A 20337-nucleotide genomic window follows, 5' to 3' on the forward strand; every position below is an offset into this window, starting at 1 on the left:
GACGTGCAGATTTTAAGCGGTGGGCGGGGCATGGGACACGGGTGGTCCGGCAGCTGAACACCGGACCACCCGTGCCGCGGGGCCTACTTCTCCGTGACTCCCGCCGAATCGAACGTGGCCACCTCGTGCATGGCCCGCGCCGTGCTCTGCACCAGCGGCAGGGCGAGCAGGGCGCCGGTGCCCTCGCCGAGGCGCAGGTCCAGGTCGACCAGGGGGCGCAGGCCCAGCTTGTTCAGGGCCGCCACGTGGCCCGGCTCGGCGCTGCGGTGGCCGGCGATGCAGGCCGCGAGGACCTCCGGGGCGATGGCGCGGGCCACGAGGGCCGCCGCGCCGGCGCTGACGCCGTCCAGGATCACCGGCGTACGCAGCGAGGCACCGCCGAGCAGCAGGCCCACCATGGCCGCGTGCTCGAAGCCGCCGATCGCCGCGAGGACGCCGATCGGGTCGGCCGGGTCCGGCTGGTGGAGCTCCAGGGCACGGCGGACGACCTCCGTCTTGCGGGCGAGCGTCTCGTCGTTGATGCCCGTTCCGCGCCCGGTCACCTCGGCCGGGTCGGTGCCGGTGAACACGGAGATCAGCGCGGCGGACGCGGTGGTGTTGGCGATGCCCATCTCACCGGTGAGCAGCGCCTTGTTGCCGGCCGCCACCAGGTCGCGGGCGGTCTCGATGCCCACCTCGATGGCCGCCTTGGCCTCCTCGCGGGTCATCGCGGGGCCGGTGGTCATGTCGGACGTGCCGCCGCGGATCTTGCGGGGCAGCAGGCCCGGGGTGGCCGGCAGGTCGGCGGCCACGCCCACGTCCACGACGCACACCTCGGCGCCGACCTGACTGGCGAAGGCGTTGCAGACGGCGCCCCCGCCGAGGAAGTTGGCCACCATCTGGGCGGTGACCTCCTGCGGCCAGGGGGTGACGCCCTGGGCGTGCACGCCGTGGTCGCCGGCGAAGATGGCGACGGCGGCGGGCTCCGGGATCGGCGGCGGGCACTGCCGGGACAGCCCGCACAGCTGTGCGGAGATGATCTCCAGCATGCCGAGCGCGCCGGCCGGCTTGGTCATGCGCTTCTGGCGCTCCCACGCCTCGCCGAGCGCCTTGGCGTCGAGCGGGCGGATCTGTGCGACGGTCTCGGCAAGCAGGTCGTGGGGTTCCTCTCCGGGCAGGGCGCGGCGGCCGTACGTCTCCTCGTGCACCACCCAGGACAGGGGGCGTCGCTTGGACCAGCCGGCCTGCATCAGCTCGGGCTCGTCCGGGAACTCGTCGACGTACCCGACACACAGGTAGGCGACGACCTCCAGGTGCTCGGGCAGGCCGAGCGCGCGGACCATCTCCCGCTCGTCGAAGAAGCTGACCCAGCCGACGCCGAGGCCTTCGGCGCGGGCGGCGAGCCAGAGGTTCTCCACCGCGAGCGCCGAGGAGTAGGGCGCCATCTGCGGCTGGGTGTGACGGCCGAGCGTGTGCCGGCCGCCGCGGGTGGGGTCGGCGGTGACGACGATGTTGACCGGGGTGTCGAGGATGGCCTCGATCTTCAGTTCCTTGAACTGCTTGGCCCGGCCCTTCGGCAGCGACTTGGCGTACGCCTCGCGCTGCCGCATCGCCAGTTCGTGCATCGTCCGCCGGGTCTCGGCGGACCGGATGACGACGAAGTCCCAGGGCTGCGAGTGGCCCACGGACGGCGCGGTGTGCGCGGCCTCCAGGACTCTGAGCAGCACCTCGTGCGGGATGGGGTCGCTGCGGAAGCCGTTGCGGATGTCGCGGCGTTCGCGCATCACCTTCAGGACTGCCTCGCGCTCGGCGTCGGCGTAGCCCGGCGCGGCGGGGCCGGTGGACTGTCGTCCTTCCGCCACCGCGGCCGTGCTCTCCTCCTGGTCCGCGGCCGTGGTCCGCAGGTCGTCCGCGTGCTGGACGACATCCAGGGCGGGCGCCCCGGCCGGCTCGCCCTCGCGGGGTGCGGGCACGACGAGGGGGTGCGGCGGGGTGGGCGCCAGGTGCGGGGCGGTGGGCACCTGGCCCTCCACCGGCACGAACTCCCCGAGCGGGCGCGGGTCCGCCCCCACGGGGAGCCCGGAGGGCAGCGGCTGCTCCGGGTACTGCACGGGGCCCTGCGGATGCGGGACGTCGGGTACGGCGGCATCCGACACCGCGTCCGACTGCGGAACGGCCTGCGCAGCCGGGACGTCAGGCACAGCGGCGTCCAACACCGCGTCCGACTGCGGAACGGCCTGCCCGGCCGGAACGTCAGGCACAGCTGCATCCGACACCGCGTCCGACTGCGGAACGGCCTGCCCGGCCAGGACGTCGGTGGCGTGCGGGACGCTCTCGGCGAGCTGCGGGCCCTGGAGCACGACCGGCTCGGCCACCTCCACGACCTCGGCGACGCCGTCACCGGCGGGCGGGGCGGACACGGCGTCCTGCCCGGCGGCGGCTACGGGTACGGCTACGGCGTCCTGCCCGGCGGCTACGGGTACGGCGGGCTGCGCCGGGGCCGTCTGCGACGGGTCGGCTTGGGGTGCCTCCGCGGCGGCCGGGACGGCCGACTCCGGCGCCTGGGCGCCGTCGGCATGCGGTGCCTCCGCGACCGGGGCGGCGGGCTGCGGCGTCTGGGGTGCGGTCGGCTGCGCGGCCGGGGCGGCCGGCGGACGGGGGGCGACGGTGGGCTCGGCGGCCTGGGCGGGTGCCGGGTCGGCGCCGTCGACCGCTACCTGGGAGGTGGCCGCGTCGGGAACCGGGGCTGCGTTCTGGGCGGCGATCGCCTCGGTGGCTTCGCTCGCCCCATGAGCGGGAACCGCTTCGGCGGACTCCACCGCACCCTGGGGAGAGACGGCGGCCTGGGCTTCGGCGGACGCCTGGGCATCGGTGGGAAGGTGAGGCTGTGCGGGGGCGGCAGGGTCCGCGGTGGCAACCTGCTGCGCTTCGGCACTCTGCGGCTCATCGGCAGCCTGCTCGGCGCCGGGCGGCTGCGCGGGGGCGGCCGGCTGCGCAGGGGCAGCGGGCTGCACCGCACCAGCGGCATCCCCAGCGACGACAGCCTGAGGAACCTCGGGGGCAATCGGCGCACCATCGGCAGCCTGCACCGCATCGGCAACCTGTGCAGGATCAGCGGACTGCACCGCGTCCATAACCTGCGCGGGCTCAGCGGACTGCACCGCGCCAGCCGCATCCCCAGCGACGACAGCCTGCGGAGCCTCGGCAATCGGCGCACCATCGGCAGCCTGCACCACATCGGCAACCTGCGCAGGCTCAGCGGACTGCACCGCGTCCATAACCTGCGCGGGCTCAGCGGACTGCACCGCGCCAGCCGCATCCCCGGCAACGGCAGCCTGGGCGGGATCGGCGGGGTGCGCGACCTCGGCGGACTGCGCGGTGACCTGGTCCGCAGCGACGACGTCCCCGGCGCCGGGGAGCTGTTCGGCGTCCGCGGCCTGCGCAGTCGTCATGGGCTGCCCGGCATCGGCGGGCTGCGCGGTCTCACCCGGCTGCACGCCGTCGGCCGACTGCGCCGGCGCCGTCGGCTGAGCCGCATCCCCGGCCACTGGCTGAGCCGCGTCGCCGGCCACTGCCTGAGCCGCCACCTCGGCCACTGCCTGAGCCGCATCCCCAGCCACTGGCTGAGCCGCCGCCTCGGCCGACGCGCCGGCGGCCGGATCCGCGTCCCCGGCCACTGCCTGAGCCGCCGGCTCGGCCGGAACGTTCTGGGCCGCCGGGTCCGGCCCGGAGGCCTCCGGCGTCGCAGGCACCTGGTCGGCCCCGTCCTGTCCGTGCGCCGGCCCTGGCGCTCCGTCAGCGGCCGGTGCGGCCGTGGGCGCCGCGTCGGCGGCGGTCCCGCCGTCGGCGGGGGCCACGTCCGCCCCGGCGCCCGGGGTCACCGGTGCCGTGTACACCCCGTCGTGCGCGTGGACCGGCTGGACCCCGTCATGGCCGTGGACGACCTGCACGTGGCCGGTGTCGGTCGGGGACGACGCCTGGCTGGTGAGGCGGGCCACCGCCGCCTGGGCCGCGCCGGACGGGTCAACCGTTTCGGCAGCCGGGGCCTGGGTGGCGGCCTGTGCCGGGCCCCAGGGGGCCGCGCTCTGCGGAGCCGCCTGCGACTGGGCGTCGAGGTATTCGGGGCCGGTCGCCGCCGGTCCGGGCTGCCGCACCGGCGCTCCCGCGGGGCCGCGGTCGGCGAGGGAGCGGACCGGGCTGGCGGAGGCGTCGGGGATCGGCGGGCCGAGGTGCAGCGGGCGGCGCGGCGGCTGCGGGGCGGTGGCCGGGTCGTGCGGCGCCGAGAGGATGGGCGACGGCGGCACCGAGGCCGGGCCCGGGTTGGGCAGGCGGACACCGCTGAGGTCGACCGAGCCGCTGTCACGGCCGGCCGTCTCGTGCGGGCCCGGCTCGTGGACGGCTTCCACCACCGGTTCCGGAGCGGGTGGCGGCACCTCGTTGCCCCACGCGCCCTGGGCACCCGGCAGCAGCAGGTCTTCGTCCTCGGCGGGAGCCTCGGAGAGGTAGGTGTACGCACCGTGCGCGGGAACGCCCGGCTGCTCCACCATGCCTGCGCTCTCCGGCTGCCCCTCGCCCGGGACCTGGCCGGTGTCGGTCATGCGTACCCCTCGCCCATCGGTTAGTGCTCCTACGACCAGCTCACCCGGAACGGCGCACCGACCGCCCGCAGTGAAGAACGAGCGTCCGTGCCCAGCGGCACGAACGACCCGCCGGAAAAGGCGACAAAGCCATTCAGTGGCATTGTCCCGGTCGTCGTGCCGTCGCGACAGCAAGATCCGCGACAGCCCGCTGTGGACTGCGCCACGTTGCGCGTCCTCCGGTTCCGCCGTACCACACCCACCCCAAAACGGGCGCGCGTTCCGGACATTGGTGAACGAAGTTCGGCCCACCGGTGCGGTACAACGATCGGCCAGCCTACCGCGCGCGGTACGACAACAGGATCACGGGGCGCGGTCCGGTAGTCCCGCCCGTCGCCCGACCGCCACCCCTCAACGAGGCGCTTCGCGCCGCCGCAATTCCCCGCTGAGCAGGAACGCTACGTTCCGCTCGGTCTCGGTCCAGGCCCGGGTGTCGAGTTCGACGGACTGGAGCAGGGCGCACTCGACCCGGTATCCGTGCTCGGCCAGGTCGCGGCCGACGCGTTCGGCGGCGTCCCGGGTGGCGGCGTGCGTGACGATGCGCTGCGGGCGCCGGTCGGCGACCGCGGAGACGACGGCCGGTCCCCCGCCGCCGACCCGTACGACGTCCGGTTCGTGCAGGTTTTCGAGGACGTGCGGGGCGCTGCCGTGCACGATCTGGAGCTGGACTCCGAAGCGGCGCGCGGCGCTCTCGGTGCGGGCGCAGGCGGCCGGGTCGTGGTCTACGGCGATGACGGCCGCGCCGGCGCGCGCGGCTTCGGTGGCGAACGCGCCGCTGCCGCAGCCGATGTCCCAGACGAGGTCGCCGACGCGGGGCCCGAGGCGGGCGAGTTGCGCGGCGCGCAGCAGCTGGGTCTCGCCCTCGCCGAGACCGCCGGCCGGGCCGGCGCCGTAGCTCTCGTCGGGCTGCACCCAGCCGCGCGGGCCGGTGCCCGGGTCGCGTCCGGTGATCCAGCCGCCGCCCTCCTGCGCGCCGGCCGGTCCGCCGATGACGATGACGACGTTGGGGTCGCGCCAGGTGTGGTCGGCGGCCTTGTCGGAGGTGACGACGCTGACCTGTTCGCGTTCGGTGCCCAGTTCCTCGCAGATGACGAAGGTGCGGTGCACACCCTCCAGGAGGAGGCCGAGTTCGGCGGGGCCGGCGCCCGGCGAGGTGAGGACGGCGACCTTGGTGTGGGCGCGGCAGACGTTCACGGCCCGGCGCAGGGTGCGCGGGTGGGCGACGACGACCTGGGCGTCGTCCCAGGGCATGCCGGCGCGGGCGAAGGCGGCGGCGACGGCGGAGACGGCGGGGACGACCTCGACCTCCAGGCCGAACTCCGGGGCGCGCAGGGTGCGGACGACACCGAAGAAGCCGGGGTCGCCGTCGGCGAGCACGACGGCGGTGCCGCGGTGGGCGGCGATGCGGCGGGCGGCCAGGGCGAGGCTGCCGAGGCGGACGCGTTCGGCAGTGGGCGGGACCTCTCGCAGCGCCAGGTGGTGGGCGGCACCGGCCACGAGGGTGGCGGCGCCGAGAGCGGCCCGTGCCGCGTCGGTCAGTGGCGAGCCGTCCCAGCCGATCACCGTGACCCGGTCGGCCATCGTCGTCAGTCTCCAGTGGTTCTGCGCGGGTCTTCGGGGGGAGTGAGCCCGGGGCGGGCTCCGTGAGAGTACCTGGTGCAGCCCGGGGGGGCTCAGTTCCAGTCCGAGTACGACGTGAAACCCGCGGTGTCGGCCGGCTGCTCGGTGACCCCGGCGAGGTCCTCCGGGAGCAGGCTCCAGACGATGACGTCCGTGCGCACCTCGGTCCAGGCACCGTCGTCGGTCCTGGCGCGGGCTGTCCAGGCGTTGCGCAGGACGCCCTCGCTGATGCAGCCGATCTTCTGGGCCACCTGCTGGGAGGCGGTGTTGCCGGCGGCGGTGCGCAGTTCGAGCCGTTCGAACTTCTGGTCGTGGAAGAGCCACTGCGCGGTGGCGAGGACGGCTTCGGAGGCGTAGCCCTCGCCGCGGGCCCAGGGCGCGATGACGTAGGCGATCTGGCTGGAGCGGACGCGCCAGTCCGTGTTCCTCAGGTGCACGACGCCGACGAGCCGCTGGGTGAGGAATTCGGTGACGGCGAGGACTATGCCGCGCCCTTCGGTGCGTTCGTCCGGGGCGAGGCGGGTGATCCACCGGTGGGCGTCGGCCTCGGTGTAGGGGTGGGGGGCGGTGGTCCAGGCGACGACCTGTTCGTCGTTCATCATGTCGGCCAGGGCGGGCACGTCGTCCTCGTCGAGGGGACGCAGCACCAACCGCTCCGTGCTGATGGAGATGTTGGGGAAGGTGCTCGTCATGCGCCGCTCCGTAACCTTCGGAAATTCCTCGAAAGACCGTCAGGACCGTCAGGTCTGCTGAACTGCCCAGCATGCAGCATGGAACCACTGAACCGCACGACGGGGTCCACACCCGGTGAGGGAGTGGACCCCGTGCGTCGCGAAACGCCGTGTGCGTGCCGTCAGCCGCCGGTGGCCGGCAGGACGGACCCGTGGTACTTGTCCTGGATGAACGTCCGCACCTCGGGCGAGACGAGCAGCTTCGCGAGCTTCTTCACCCGCGGGTCGTCCTCGTGGCCGCGCTTGACGGCGAGGAGGTTGGCGTAGGGGTTGTCCTTCGCCGACTCCAGGAGGATCGCGTCCCCGGTGGGGCTGAGGCCCGCGTCCTGGGCGTAGTTGTTGTTGATGACCGCGGCGTCCACGTCGTCGAGCGAGCGGGGCAGCTGGGCGGCTTCCAGCTCCCGGAACTCCAGGTGCCGGGGGTTGGACGTGACGTCCGCGGGGGACGCGTCGGTGCCGGCGCCGGCCTTCAGCCCGATGACGCCGCCCGCGGCCAGCAGCTTCAGGGCGCGGCCCTCGTTGGTGACGTCGTTCGGCACGGCGACGGTGGCTCCGTCGGCGAGCTCGGTGACCTTCTTCACCTTGTGGGAGTAGACGCCCATGGGCGGCAGGTAGGGCTTGACCACGGAGACGAGGTCGGTGCCCTTGGACGTGTTGAAGTCGTCCAGGTAGGGCTGGTTCTGGTAGAGGTTCGCGTCCAGCTCGCCCTCCTGGAGGGCGGTGTTCGGCAGGACGTAGTCCGTGAACTCCTTGATCTCCAGCTTCAGGCCGGCCTTGGCGGCGAGGTGGTCCCTGACGTAGGTGAGCACCTCGCCGGCCGGGACGGCGGTGGCGCCGACGACGAGGGTGTCGTCCGTGCCACCGCCCTTGCCGGAGTCCGTGCCGGAGCCGCAGGCGGTCAGGCCGAGGGCCAGGGCCGCCACGGCGATGACGGACACGCGCATGCGTTCAGCCCCCTCGCGGCTCAGAAGGACGGGATGACCGAGCCCTGGTACTTGTCCTCGATGAACTTCTTGACCTCGGGCGAGGTGAGGAGCTTGGCGAGCTTCTTCACGCGCGGGTCCTTCTGGTTGCCCTCCTTGACCGCGAGGAAGTTGCCGTACGGGCTGTTCTTCGCGGACTCCAGGACCAGGGCGTCCTTGGCGGGCTTGATGCCGGCGGAGATGGCGTAGTTGCCGTTGATCACGGCCGCGTCCACGTCGTCCAGGGAGCGCGCGGTCTGGGCCGCCTCGACCTCCTTGAACTTGAGGTCCTTGGGGTTCTTGGTGATGTCCTGCGGGGTCGCCTCGGTGCCGACGCCGTCCTTGAGGGTGATGAGCCCGTTGGCGGCGAGCAGCTTCAGGGCGCGCGCCTCGTTGACGGCGTCGTTCGGGACGGCGATGGTCGCACCGCTCTTGAGGGCGTCGGCCTTCTTGACCTTGTGGGAGTACAGGCCGAGCGGCTCCAGGTGCACCGTGACGACGGGCGCGATGTGGGTGCCGCGCTTCTTGTTGAAGTCGTCCAGGTACGGCTGGTTCTGGAAGTAGTTGGCGTCCACCGAACCGTCCTCGGTCGCCGTGTTCGGCGTGATGTAGTCGGTGAACTCCTTGACCTCCAGGTCGAGGCCCGCCTTCTTCGCCAGCTTGTCCTTGACGAAGTCGAGGATCTCGGCGTGCGGGGTCGGGCTCGCGGCGACGACCAGCGGGCCGCTGTAGTCGGAGGAGGCGGAGTCCTTGTCCGAGCCGCAGGCGGTGAGCCCGAAGGTGACGGCTCCGGCGGCGAGGACGGCGGTGATGAACTTGGCGGTGTTACGCACGAAAAGTGCCTTTCCTTAAGGGTGGTGCGACCCCGGATCAGGGGCTGTCGGCGCGAAGCGCCGTCGTTGAGGGAGGGTGGTCGGGTAACGGGGAACTCTGCGGAAGCTCAGGCGACCTTGCTGACGTCGGCCGCCGCCGGCTCCTTGGCCTTCAGCAGGCGGAGCTTGGGCGCCGGGCCCGACCGGCCGCCCCGGCTGTGCAGGGAGCGGGCCGCGAAGTCGCCGGCGAACTGGATGAGGGAGATGACGACGGCGAGGATCGCGACGGTGATCCACATGAGCTCGGTCTCGAAGCGCTGGTAGCCGTAGCGGACGGCGAGGTCGCCGAGGCCGCCGCCGCCGACGGTGCCGGCCATGGCGGAGTAGCCGATGAGGGCGATGAGCGTGGTCGTGGTGGAGGCGATCAGCGAGGGCAGGGCCTCGGGGATCAGGACCTTGCGGACGATCGTCCAGGTGTTGCCGCCCATGGACTGCACGGCCTCGACCAGGCCGTGGTCCACTTCGCGGACGGCCGTCTCGACCAGGCGGGCGAAGAACGGGATGCCGCCGATGGCGAGCGGCACGATCGCGGCGGTCGTACCGATGGTCGTGCCGGTGACCCAGCGGGTGAAGCTCATCAGCGCGACCATCAGGATGATGAACGGCATGGACCGGCCGATGTTCACGACCTGGCCGACCACCTTGTTGGCGACGACGTTCTGGACCAGGCCGCCCCGGTCGGTGACGACGAGGAGGAGGCCGAGCGGGAGGCCGGCCGCGACGGCGATCAGGGTGGACCAGAGCACCATCGTCAGCGTCTCGGAACACGCCTGGGACAGCAGCGGCTGCATCTCGGACCAGGTCACTTGGCACCTTCCTTCACCAGCAGGGCCTCCTGGCCCACCACGTCGATCTGAAGGCCCTGTTCGCGCAGGAAGCCGACCGGCACCACGTTGTCCTCGTAGCGGCCGGGGAGTTCGATGCGCATGCGGCCGATCTGGAGGCCGCCGACGGTGTCGATGGCGGCGCCGAGGATCGATATGTCGATGTTGTAGGTGCGCGAGAGCTGGGAGATGACGGGCTGGGTGGCGGCCTCGCCGTGGAAGGTGATGTCGAGGACGGTCCGGTCGGTGCCCGTGGCCTCGCCGCCGACGGGGAACAGCGCGGCGGCCAGCTCCGAGCCCGGGGTGGCCAGCAGCTCGCTGACCGTGCCGGACTCCACGATCCGGCCCTTCTCCATCAGGGCGGCGGAGTCGCACACCGACTTCACGACGTCCATCTCGTGGGTGATGAGCAGGACGGTCAGGCCCAGCTGCCGGTTCAGGTCGCGCAGCAGCTGGAGGATGGAGCGGGTGGTCTCCGGGTCGAGGGCACTGGTGGCCTCGTCGGAGAGCAGCACCTTGGGGTCGCCGGCCAGGGCGCGGGCGATGCCGACGCGCTGCTTCTGGCCGCCGGAGAGCTGGGCGGGGTAGGCCCTGGCCTTGTCGGCGAGGCCGACCAGGTCGAGCAGCTCCAGCGCCTTGCGGGAGCGGGCCCGGCCGGAGTGGCCGAGGATCTCCAGCGGCAGTTCGACGTTGTCCTGCACGGTCCGCGAGGCCAGCAGGTTGAAGTGCTGGAAGACCATGCCGATCCCTGTGCGGGCCCGGCGCAGCTCCCGGCCGGCGCGCGGGCCGCGCCCGGCCAGTGCGGTGAGGTCCTGCCCGGCGACGGTCACGGTGCCGGAGGTGGGGCGCTCCAGCAGGTTGACGCAGCGGATGAGCGAGGACTTGCCGGCGCCGGACTGGCCGATGACGCCGTAGACCTCGCCTTCGCGGACGTGGAGATCGACGCCGTCGAGGGCGGTGACCTCACGGCCGCGGGAGCGGTAGACCTTGGTCAGGCCCGAGGTGGTGATCACGTGGGTTTCCGTCACTGTCGAGTGCGCGGGCGTGGGTGTGCCCGGGCACGGGTGCATGCGGTTCCGGCATGGAGGAAGGGATGTGCGTCTCGTACGGCCTACGGCGCACGGACATGCCACGGGTCTCGCTTCGGGGCGCGAGGCTCAGCTGATGCGGGGGCCCTCTAGAAGGCGCACATTCGACACATCAGGCGACACATACAACGAGCACCGGGCGTCAGGGTCGCCTCGGTCGCAAGAGTGCGGCAGCTCGTCGTGGTCATGCGAGAAGTAAAGCAGACGAACGGTCCTGACCGGCCGCCGCTGTCCGCATGGTGGACAGCGGCGGACAGTGGCGGTGGGATGCCCGCGGGCCCGCGGTGACCTGCGCTCCCCCGTCCTTCACCAGTGCGGACAAGGCCGACGGGGGCCGCACCGCGAGCCGGCTCCCGGCCCGGCGGTGCGGTGGGCTGTGGCCAATGCCACGGCGGTCGCGCCCAAGGGGCCTGGGGCGGGGGCGGGGGCGATGGGCTGTTTCCGCCGTAATAAGGTCACGGCATGCTCAATGCCCTGACGCTGGTGACCGGAGTCGCCGCGCTGTTGCTCGCCGCCTGGTGCGGCTGGGCCGCCTATCGCGACCAGCCGACGAAGGACTGGCACTTCATCGGCATGGCCGTGGTGTCGCTGCTGGCCCTGGTCCAGCTGGTCATCGGGATCGTGCAGCTGGCGCGGGGCGAGAAGCCGGAGCAGGGCACGACGATCTTCGTGGCGTATCTGCTGGGCGCGTTCGCGTGCGTTCCGGCGGCGGGCTTCATGTCGCTGGCCGAGCGGACCCGCTGGGGCTCCGTGACGGTGGCCGCCGGCGGTGTGGTGCTGGCCGTGCTGGAAGTGCGGCTCTTCGACATCTGGGGAGGCTGAGGTGACGGCGGTGCAGGAGAAGCCGGCCCGCTTGATCAGCGGGCCGGGCATGCTGCTCGTCTGGTTCTACGGCGTGATGGTGGTCGGCGCGGTGTCGCGGTCCGCGTACCAGATCTCCACGGAGTTCGACCGGGCGCCGCTCGCGTACTCGCTGTCCGCCGTGGCCGGCGTGGTGTACGGGTTCATCACGTACACGCTGGTGCGCGGCGGGGAGACGGCTCGCCGGGCGGCGCTGGTGTGCTGTGCGGCGGAGCTCGCGGGCGTGCTGATCGTCGGTACGTGGACCCTGGTCGAGCCGTCCGCGTTCCCGGATGCGACGGTGTGGTCGAAGTACGGGATGGGATACGTCTTCATCCCCGTGCTCCTGCCGCTCTCCGCGATGTACTGGTTGCGGAAGGCGTCCGCCCGCGAGGCCGCCTGAGGGGCGCCCCTTCCGGGGCGCCCGCCCTCACGCCGTCTGCGCGTACGCGCCCGCCTGCTTCTCCAGGATGATCATCTCTACGCCGTCGGCGCCCTGGGCCCTGCCGACCGTCTCGTAGCCGGACCGGCGGTACAGGCGGAGGTTGCCCTCGCTGCGGTGGCCGGTGAAGAGGCGGAAGCGGGTGGCGCCGCGCTCGTCCGCCAGCGCGGCCTCGGCCGTGCGCAGCAGCCGCGCGCCGATGCCGTGGCCCTGGAGGCGGGGGTGGACGCAGAGCTTGCCGATGGCCGCCGCGCCGTCCTCGGTGACCCTGCCGCGCACCGAGCCGACCACCTCGTCGCCGAGCCGGGCGACGAAGACGCAGTCGGAGGCGACCTCCTGACGGACGGATTCCAGGGTCTGCACGAGCGGGTCGATGCGGTAGTTGCCGTACAGCGCCGCCTCGCTCTGGAAGCACAGGTACTGGAGCCGGAAGATCTGCTCCGCGTCCTGTTCGGTCGCCACCGAGATGGTCACGCTCATGCCCATGTGCGCATGCCTCCCGCTCACCTGATCACCTGTCGTCGCCTACTCCTATCCCCGCGCTTCGCACGCCGCAACCTCCGGCGCGAGCAATCGACGCAGACATCCGAGACATCTGGAACGTTCCGGGCCGAGACTGCCCTGTGAGATACCCAACTCCCCCGCGATCTCCCGGTAGGTGAGGTCCTGCGGCGAGAGCAGCGCCTCGATGAGGCGGGGGCAGCGGCCGGGCAGGCGGCGGACCGCGTCGCGCAGCGCGCGGTACCGGGCGGTGGCCAGGACGTGGTGTTCCGGTCCGGGGCGGAGGTCGTCGGCCGGGTCGGTGCCGTACGGCCGTTCCAGGCGGGTGGTGCGGCGGGTGCGGCGGGCCTCGGCGCGGACCGCCTTGCGCAGCCAGCCGTGCGGGTCCGGCGGTGGCCCGTCGCTCTCCAGCCGCTCCAGGAGCCGGAGCCAGACGGCCTGCTCCAGGTCGCCCGGCTCGCCTCCCCCGGCATATGCCTCGGCGGAGGCCTCGGCGGTGAGCAGGGGGTGCAGGGCGGCCACCAGGTCGTGCGTCATATGCGGAACGACGAGCCGCCCCGGCGGGGGGTTGCCGGGGCGGTGCACAGTCAGCCCGAACGGAGTGCCGAGCGGTGCGGCGGTTGACGGCCGGGCCGCTGTCGGGCGTCCGGAAGGGGCCGTCAGTCCTTCAGGAAGTCGGCGCGGGCGAGCAGTCCGGTGTCGGCGTTGTCGGTGAAGACGCCGTCGATCCCGGTCGCGAAGTACGTCTTGAAGGCGCCGAAGACATCGCCGTAGGCGTCGGCCGCGGTGCCCTTGCGGTACTCGGCCGGCAGGAAGGGGTTCTCGTTCCGCATGGTGTAGGGGTGCAGGACCAGGCCGACCTTGTGCGCGTCGGAGACCAGCGTGGTCGGCTCGGCCAGGGTGCCGTCCGCCTTCCTCGGGATGACCAGGTCCAGGGTCGGGCCGATGCCCTGGGCGTAACCGGCGATCTCGCGCAGGCCCTTGGGCGTGACGAGGTCGGCGACCGTACGCGGGTCGTTCGCCTCGACGAAGTCGTACGGGCGGCTGTTCGCCGAGGAGAGCAGGACGACGAGCGGGTTGTCGACCAGCCGGTTCAGCCGCTGGATGCTGGTCGGCTCGAAGGACTGGAGGATGACCGGGGAGTTGCGGCCGTCCTTGCCGTACTTGTGCAGCAGTTTGGCCACCCGCTCCTCCAGGCCGAGGCCCAGCTTGCGGAAGTAGGTGGGGTGCTTGGTCTCCGGGTAGATCCAGACCTGCCTGCCGCGCTTGCGGGTCTGCTCGTCCTGCCACCGCAGGACCTCTTCGAAGGTGGGGATCCCCCAGCGGCCGTCGTAGAGGGTGTTGTGCGGCCGGTTGGCCGGGATGCGCTCGACGGCGCGCAGCGTCTTCAGCTCGGCGAGCGTGAAGTCCTCGGTGAACCAGCCGGTGGTGGGGACCCCGTCGAGCACCTTGGTGGTCCTGCGGTCGGCGAACTCCGGGTGGGAGGCGACGTCCGTCGTGCCGCCGATCTCCGGCTCGTGCCGGCAGACCAGGTGACCGTCCTTGGTGGGCACGAGGTCGCCCGCCTCGACCACGTCGGCACCCAGGTCCAGGGCCAGCTCGTACGAGCCGAAGGTGTGTTCGGGGCGGTAGCCGCTGGCGCCCCGGTGGCCGATGATCGTCGGCACCGGCAGGCTCTTCAGCCCGCGGCCACCGTGTCCGGCCGTGCGGGACTCGGCGGCCCGGGCGGTGCCGGACAGTCCGAGGACCGCTCCGCCCGCGCCGAGCACCGCGGCGCCGAGGAGCGCCCGCCGTCCCGTTCCCTGCGTCTGCCCGTTCGCCTGGTCGCCGTCCATGAGCGCCCTCCTGCCGCTTTCGTCCATCGGTGCGGCCCGATCGTAGGGGCGCGCACATGACGAGAGGGAGGCCCCGGTCAGAACACCCGGGTGCTGTCGGATGTCCTGCGAACGGCGGAAGGTGACGAGTCGTCGGAGGCGGCGGCCCCCGTCCGGCGCGATGTCCGTCACATCGGCGCAAGGCGGTTACACGCCGTCCTGCGCGCGCCACCGCAGGTAAATGCGCGTCAACACTTCGTAAGACCTCGGTGAACCGGTCGTCCCCGATGTGCGCGCGGCCCGGCGCCGCGAGTAATGTCCTCACCTGCACAGACTCATATCGCCCCCTTTGACATCGGAGGACCCGTTGTCCCGCTTCGCGCTCATCAAGGCAGTGCTCGGACCGATCATGCGCCTGATGTTCCGCCCACAGGTGGAGGGCGTGGAGAACATCCCCGGCGACGGTCCGGTGATTCTGGCCGGTAATCACCTCACGTTCATCGACTCGATGGTGCTGCCGCTGGTCAGCAAGCGGCAGGTGTTCTTCATCGGCAAGGACGAGTACGTCACCGGCAAGGGCGTCAAGGGCCGGCTGATGGCCTGGTTCTTCACCGGCGTCGGCATGATCCCGGTGGACCGGGACGGGGCGAGCGGCGGGGTGGCCGCGCTGATGACCGGACGGCGCATCCTGGAGGAGGGCAGGATCTTCGGGATCTACCCGGAGGGCACGCGGTCGCCCGACGGGCGCCTGTACCGGGGCCGCACCGGTATCGCCCGCCTCACCCTGATGACCGGCGCACCGGTGGTGCCGTTCGCCATGATCGGCACGGACAAGCTCCAGCCGGGGGGCCGGGGCATCCCGCGGCCCGGCCGGGTCACCGTCCGGTTCGGCGAGCCCATGGAGTTCTCGCGGTACGACGGCATGGACCGGGACCGGTACGTGCTGCGGGCGGTGACGGACTCGGTGATGACCGAGGTGATGCGGCTGTCCGGGCAGGAGTACGTGGACATGTACGCCACGAAGGCGAAGGTCGCCTAGGTCCGGTCGGGCGGTCTCCGGACCCCTCGGCGGGCCGGTGTTGTGTCGGCCGCCGTCCGCCTGCCGGTGGAATCTGCCGCCGACACATCGGGCATTCGGCCGTATCAGACGGCCATATGACCACACAACATGTCTGATTCAGACATGTCCAAACCTTCTCGGCGTACTCTGCTCCGTACCCCGGTCGCCGTCGCCGGCGCGGGATTCCTGGCAGCCTGCACCAGCTCCGGTTTCGAGCCCAGTTCCGGCCCCCAACACTCGAACGGCGGGGAGAAGTTCGTCCCGGCCGGACCCCGGGGGTACGTCAACCCGTCGGATCCGGAAGTCCTGGCCGCCGAGCGCAGACGCGGGCCCGGCCGCGAACGCGTCTTCAGCTTCACCTCCGCCGAGGCCAGACTCGACCTGGGCGGGCGATCGGTCCGCACGTGGGCGTACAACGAGGAGGTGCCCGGCCCGCTGGTGCGGGTCACGGCCGGTGACGTGCTCGACCTGACGCTCACCAACCGGCTGCCCGCCACGACCACGCTGCACTCCCACGGGGTGCGGCTGCGCTGCGACATGGACGGCGTGCCCGACCTCACGCAGCGGGCCATCCACCCCGGGGCGGACTTCCGCTACCGCTTCGTCGCCGAGCACCCGGGCACCTACCTGCTCCACTCCCACGTGGGCATGCAGCCCGACCGGGCCCTGTACGCGCCGCTCATCGTCGACGACCCCAAGGAGCCCCTCTCCTACGACAAGGAGTGGGTCGTCGTCCTGGACGACTGGCTCGACGGCGTGCAGGGCTCCACACCCGAGGACGTCCTGGGCCAGCTCAAGCCCGGCGGCCCCATGGACATGGGGGGCATGGCCATGGGCCCCGGCCACGACGGCACGGGCGCCCACGGACCGGACGCGCACCCGTCGGGGGCCAAGAAGTCCGCGCGGAAGTCCACGGGCCCCAACCGGGTGCTGCACAACTCCCACAGCCGCATGCTGCACGGGGAGGGCGGCAGCGTCGCCTACCCGTACTACCTGGTCAACGGGCGCCTGCCCGACAATCCGTCGGTGTTCCGCTGCCGCCCCGGCGACCGGGTGCGGCTGCGCATCATCAACGCCGGTTCGGAGACCGCCTTCCGGGTCGCGCTGGGCGACCACACGATGACCGTCACCCACACCGACGGCTATCCCGTGAAGCACAAGAGGACCGACGCGCTCCTCATCGGCATGGCGGAGCGGTACGACGTGCTGATCACCGCCCGGGACGGGGTCTTCCCCCTGGTCGCCCTGCCCGAGGGCAAGAAGGGCAGGGCCGTCGCCGTCCTGCGCACCGGCAAGGGGAGCAAGAACCTTCCCCCGGCCGACGTCCACCCGGACGAACTCGACGGCAACACCGTCCCCGCGCGCCGTCTCCTGCCCGCCGACTCCGTGGCCCTCACCGACCGGGACCCCGACCGGGAGATCCGCATCAGGATCACCGGCACCATGCAGAAGTTCGACTGGGGGTTCGACCACAAGCCCTACTCCCCGCAGCAGCGCCACCCGGTCCGCGCCGGTGAGCGGGTGCGGCTCACCCTCATCAACGCCACGGGCATGTGGCACCCGATGCACCTGCACGGGCACACGTTCTCGCTGACGGGGCTGGATTCCGTGGGGGCGCGCAAGGACACCGCGCTGGTGCTGCCGCACCGGAAGCTGGTGCTCGACTTCGACGCCGACAACCCCGGGTTGTGGATGCTGCACTGTCACAACCAGTACCACTCGGAGAGCGGCATGATGACGGTGCTGGGTTACAAGAAGTGACGTGGGGGTGGTCATGGACCATCTCACCCGGCGCCTTCCAGCCTCTGGTCCTTCAGCAGGAACCAGGCCGCCGCCGACGCCGTCAGGAGGACTGCCGCTCCTGCTCCGGAGGCCAGGTGGAGGCCGTGGACGAAGCTCTCCCGGGCCGCGTCCAGAAGGGCCTCCGCCCGGGACGGGGACAGGTGCGCCGCCGCCTGCACCGCCGCGCCCAGGGACTCGTGGGCGCCGGCCGGGGTGCCGGACGGGCCCGTGAAGCCGCGGTAGACGCCGGTCACGATGGAGCCCAGCAGGGCGATGCCCAGGGCGGCACCCAGTTCGTACGCCGTCTCGGACACCGCCGAGGCCGCGCCCGCCTGGTCCCTGGGGACGCTGGAGAGGATGACGTCGGCGGTCACCGTGAAGGAGAAGCCCGCACCGACGCCCACGACCAGCAGGGCGGCACCGAGGGCCGGGTAGCCGGTGGACTCGCCGAGCGTCGTCAGCGCGGCCAGGGCGACGCCGACCGCGGCCAGGCCGCCGGAAACCACCGCGCGGACCGAGAAGCGCCGGGCGGCCCGACCCGCTACCAGACCGGCCGTCACCGCGCCCACCGCGGCGGGCAGTTCGGCCAGGCCCGCCTCGAACGGGCGTCGGCCCTGGACGAGTTGCAGGTACTGGGAGAGGAAGAACACCAGGCCCGACATGCCGAGGACGGTCAGCAGGTCGGCGAGGACCGCCCCGCTGAAGCCACGGCGTCTGAAGAGCCGCATGTCCAGCAGCGGGACCGGCATGGTGAGCTGACGGTGGACGAAGCCGTACAGGGCCGCCGCGCCCAGCAGGCCGGTGCCGAGGGTCGTCCGGGTCAGGCCGTGGGTGGCGGCCTCCTTGACCGCGTAGACCAGGGCGATCATGCCGACCAGCGAGAGCAGGACGCTGCTCAGGTCCCAGGGGCCCGGGTTCGGGTTGCGGGACTCGGGCAGGGTGCGGATGCCGACCAGGACCAGGACCGCCATCACCGGCAGGTTGATCAGGAAGACCGAGCCCCACCAGAAGTGTTCCAGGAGGAATCCGCCGACGATCGGGCCGACGGCCGTACCGGCGGAGGCGGTGGCGCCCCAGATGCCGACGGCCAGGCTGCGCTCGCGCGGGTCGTGGAAGATGTTGCGAATCAGGGCCAGGGTGGCGGGCATCAGGGTCGCGCCGGCGACGCCGAGCAGCGCCCGGGCCAGGATCATCAGTTCGGGTGTCGTCGCGTAGGCGTTGAGTACGGACAGCGCGCCGAACGCCGTGGCCCCGACCAGCAGGATCCGCTTGCGGCCGATGCGGTCACCGAGGCTGCCCATGGAGACAAGCAGACCGGCGATGACGAAGGAGTAGACGTCGCCGATCCACAGCAGCTGGGTGCCGGAGGGGTTCAGGTCTTCGCTGATGTAGGGGGTCGCCAGGCCGAGGACGGTGGCGTCGACGGCCACCAGCAGCACGGCCAGGACGAGGACCGAGAGCGCGAGCCAGCGGCCCGGGCGCTTCACCGCCCCGGTCGCCTGTGCCGGCTGCACGGTGCTGGTCATGATTCCTCTCTTCGCAGAGCGCCGCCGAGCAACAACTCGGCGATCATGGTCGGGAAGTCCCGGGAGGCCACGCGGCCGTCCAGGGTGGCCCAGGCGCAGGAGGCGATCAGTCCGTACAGCGCCTCCGTGAGCCAGACCGGGCTGAGGTCGATGCGGAACTCGCCGTCGCGCTGTCCGCGCTGGAACAGGGCGCCCATCCGGGCGTCCAGGCGCTGCCAGCCCTCGTTCTGCCGGTCGCCCTCCCACAGCTGGTTCTCGCCGTAGAGGAAGGCGAGCAGTCCGGCGGCCGGCTGGATCTCGCGGACGAGCCTGCGGACGGCCTCGGCGGCGGATCCCTCCTCCGGCCGGGCCCGGTCCAGCGCCCCCTCGCACTCCGCGATGCCGAGCTGCTCCAGCGCCCGGACGAGCGCGTCCCGGCCGGCGAAGTGGCGGTGCAGCGTGGCCCGGCTGATCCCCGCGGCCTTGGCGACCTCGTCCATGGTCGCGGTGGATTTGCGGGTCAGCAGGGCGGCGGCGCTGCGCAGCACGTGGTCACGATCGAGGGCCATGAGACAAGAGTAGCCCATGTGAGACATTCGTGTCTCACGGTAGGCGCGGCTGCCTCATGGATGTCGTGCCACAACGGTGTGCGTCAGTGCCAGGGAAGCTGTCCGCGCCGCTCCCAGTAGGCGCCCGGGTCCTCCGCCAGCGTGTCGAGGCGGGTCAGCTGGTCCTCGTCGAGGTCGACGGCGGGGGCGTGGAGGTTGGAGACGAGCTGCGGGACGGTCGCGGCACCGGAGAGGACGACTCCGGCCCAGGGCCGGCGCAGGATCCAGGCGAGGGCGACCGCGTCACAGCCCATTCCGGTCGCGTCGGCCACGGCCTCCAGCGCGTCCGGGGCGTGCGGCCCGGCCAGCCGGCCGTTCGCCATGCCCTCCTTGACGATCACGGTGAGCCCGGCGTCGTGCGCCTCGGCGAGGGCGGGACCGGCCGACGCCTCCAGGGCGTTGTAGGTCGACTGCACGGTACGGAAGAGGGGCTCGCCGTCGACCGTGACCGCGAGGGCGGCGCGGATGGCGTCGGCCTGGGCGGGGCCGCTGGTGGAGAAGCCGACGGTGAGGCCCTGCGCGGCGGCTTCCGCCAGCCTGGCGTGCAGGTCCTTGTCGGTGAGGGCCGGGCTGTCCGGGGTCACCGAGTGGATCTGGTAGAGGTCGAGCCGGTCGCCGAGAAGGGCGTCGGTCTCGGCGCGCTGCCGTTCGTAGGTGGCGAGGCTGTGGTCCTTGACCTCGTGCCGCTCCGCGTCGGTGGACCAGCCGGCCGTGTAGATGTAGCCCCACTTGCTGCCGACGACCACGTCGTCGACCTCGGGGCGGGCGCCGAGCCAGTCGGCGAGGAACTCCTCGGAGCGGCCGTAGGAGCGGGCGGCGTCGAAGTAGCGGACGCCCTGGGCGTAGGCGGCGTCGAGGAGTTCGTGGGTCCGGGTGCGCAGTGCTTCGACGCTGCGGTCCTCCCCGAGGTCTTCGTCGCGGCCGAGGTTGATGTAGCCGGGGCGGCCCACTGCGGCCAGGCCGAGTCCGATGTGGCAGGTGGGGGTCGTGGCTGCGGCCAGTCGCGCGAAGGGCATCGCGGGCTCCGTTCGGTCGGCTCGGTGAGGCTCGCGACCAACGTAACCCGCGACGC

The 20337-nt window shown here is 72.3% G+C and carries 17 protein-coding genes; 4 read left to right on the forward strand and 13 right to left on the reverse strand.

From position 1 onward, the window contains the following. Positions 1–83: 83 nt before the first annotated feature. From cobT to IE294_RS03385, 7 genes are all read right to left on the reverse strand, one after another. Positions 84–4577 (reverse strand): nicotinate-nucleotide--dimethylbenzimidazole phosphoribosyltransferase, encoded by a 4494-nt coding sequence (cobT, locus tag IE294_RS03355; protein ID WP_189882107.1) that lies wholly within the window; start codon positions 4575–4577, stop codon positions 84–86. Positions 4578–4967: 390 nt separating this feature from the next. After that, positions 4968–6197 (reverse strand): precorrin-6y C5,15-methyltransferase (decarboxylating) subunit CbiE, encoded by a 1230-nt coding sequence (gene cbiE / locus IE294_RS03360; protein WP_189882109.1) that lies wholly within the window; start codon positions 6195–6197, stop codon positions 4968–4970. A gap of 92 nt (positions 6198–6289) precedes the next feature. Next, positions 6290–6928 carry a GNAT family N-acetyltransferase gene (locus IE294_RS03365; protein ID WP_189882111.1) on the reverse strand — a complete coding sequence of 213 codons (639 nt, stop codon included), beginning with the start codon at positions 6926–6928 and terminating at the stop codon, positions 6290–6292. 161 nt (positions 6929–7089) lie between these two features. Then, positions 7090–7911 carry a MetQ/NlpA family ABC transporter substrate-binding protein gene (locus IE294_RS03370; protein WP_189882113.1) on the reverse strand — a complete coding sequence of 274 codons (822 nt, stop codon included), beginning with the start codon at positions 7909–7911 and terminating at the stop codon, positions 7090–7092. A 20-nt stretch (positions 7912–7931) separates the two neighbouring features. Further along, complete coding sequence (locus IE294_RS03375; protein ID WP_189882115.1) at positions 7932–8762, reverse strand: MetQ/NlpA family ABC transporter substrate-binding protein; 831 nt, start codon at positions 8760–8762, stop codon at positions 7932–7934. Between the two features lie 107 nt (positions 8763–8869). Continuing rightward, positions 8870–9607 (reverse strand): methionine ABC transporter permease, encoded by a 738-nt coding sequence (locus IE294_RS03380; protein WP_014671590.1) that lies wholly within the window; start codon positions 9605–9607, stop codon positions 8870–8872. Further along, positions 9604–10638 carry a methionine ABC transporter ATP-binding protein gene (locus tag IE294_RS03385; RefSeq protein WP_189882117.1) on the reverse strand — a complete coding sequence of 345 codons (1035 nt, stop codon included), beginning with the start codon at positions 10636–10638 and terminating at the stop codon, positions 9604–9606. Before IE294_RS03385 ends, IE294_RS03380 begins: the two co-directional genes overlap by 4 nt. Before the next feature lie 537 nt (positions 10639–11175). Here IE294_RS03385 and IE294_RS03390 point away from each other — a divergent pair. Next, the gene (locus tag IE294_RS03390) at positions 11176–11535 is read left to right on the forward strand and encodes a hypothetical protein (RefSeq protein ID WP_014671592.1); all 360 of its coding nucleotides are present in this window, start codon (positions 11176–11178) and stop codon (positions 11533–11535) included. A gap of 1 nt (position 11536) precedes the next feature. Beyond that, on the forward strand, positions 11537–11956 hold the full coding sequence (locus IE294_RS03395; RefSeq protein WP_189882119.1) for a hypothetical protein: 420 nt from the start codon (positions 11537–11539) through the stop codon (positions 11954–11956). 27 nt (positions 11957–11983) lie between these two features. Here the strand turns inward: IE294_RS03395 and IE294_RS03400 are convergent, their stop codons facing one another. From IE294_RS03400 to IE294_RS03410, 3 genes are all read right to left on the reverse strand, one after another. After that, positions 11984–12481 carry a GNAT family N-acetyltransferase gene (locus IE294_RS03400; RefSeq protein WP_189882533.1) on the reverse strand — a complete coding sequence of 166 codons (498 nt, stop codon included), beginning with the start codon at positions 12479–12481 and terminating at the stop codon, positions 11984–11986. 45 nt (positions 12482–12526) lie between these two features. Beyond that, positions 12527–13033 (reverse strand): sigma-70 family RNA polymerase sigma factor, encoded by a 507-nt coding sequence (locus IE294_RS03405; RefSeq protein ID WP_189882120.1) that lies wholly within the window; start codon positions 13031–13033, stop codon positions 12527–12529. Positions 13034–13155: 122 nt separating this feature from the next. Further along, positions 13156–14331 (reverse strand): glycerophosphodiester phosphodiesterase, encoded by a 1176-nt coding sequence (locus IE294_RS03410; protein WP_189882122.1) that lies wholly within the window; start codon positions 14329–14331, stop codon positions 13156–13158. A 328-nt stretch (positions 14332–14659) separates the two neighbouring features. Here IE294_RS03410 and IE294_RS03415 point away from each other — a divergent pair, with 328 nt between their 5' ends. Further along, positions 14660–15349: a lysophospholipid acyltransferase family protein gene (locus tag IE294_RS03415; protein ID WP_189882125.1), complete on the forward strand. Its 690-nt coding sequence runs from the start codon at positions 14660–14662 to the stop codon at positions 15347–15349. A 144-nt stretch (positions 15350–15493) separates the two neighbouring features. Then, positions 15494–17131 carry a multicopper oxidase family protein gene (locus IE294_RS03420; RefSeq protein WP_189882127.1) on the forward strand — a complete coding sequence of 546 codons (1638 nt, stop codon included), beginning with the start codon at positions 15494–15496 and terminating at the stop codon, positions 17129–17131. A gap of 23 nt (positions 17132–17154) precedes the next feature. On the opposite strand, the gene IE294_RS03425 is transcribed toward IE294_RS03420, so the two are convergent. From IE294_RS03425 to IE294_RS03435, 3 genes are all read right to left on the reverse strand, one after another. Beyond that, entirely contained in the window at positions 17155–18678 is a 1524-nt protein-coding gene (locus IE294_RS03425; RefSeq protein WP_189882129.1) for an MFS transporter, read from the reverse strand. Next, on the reverse strand, positions 18675–19226 hold the full coding sequence (locus IE294_RS03430) for a TetR/AcrR family transcriptional regulator (RefSeq protein ID WP_014671601.1): 552 nt from the start codon (positions 19224–19226) through the stop codon (positions 18675–18677). The genes IE294_RS03425 and IE294_RS03430 overlap by 4 nt, the downstream gene beginning before the upstream one ends. Before the next feature lie 83 nt (positions 19227–19309). Further along, entirely contained in the window at positions 19310–20281 is a 972-nt protein-coding gene (locus IE294_RS03435) for an aldo/keto reductase (RefSeq protein ID WP_189882131.1), read from the reverse strand. Positions 20282–20337 lie beyond the last annotated feature (56 nt).

This window comes from Streptomyces canarius (genome assembly GCF_014650735.1).
Classification (GTDB): Bacteria; Actinomycetota; Actinomycetes; order Streptomycetales; family Streptomycetaceae; genus Streptomyces; species Streptomyces olivaceoviridis.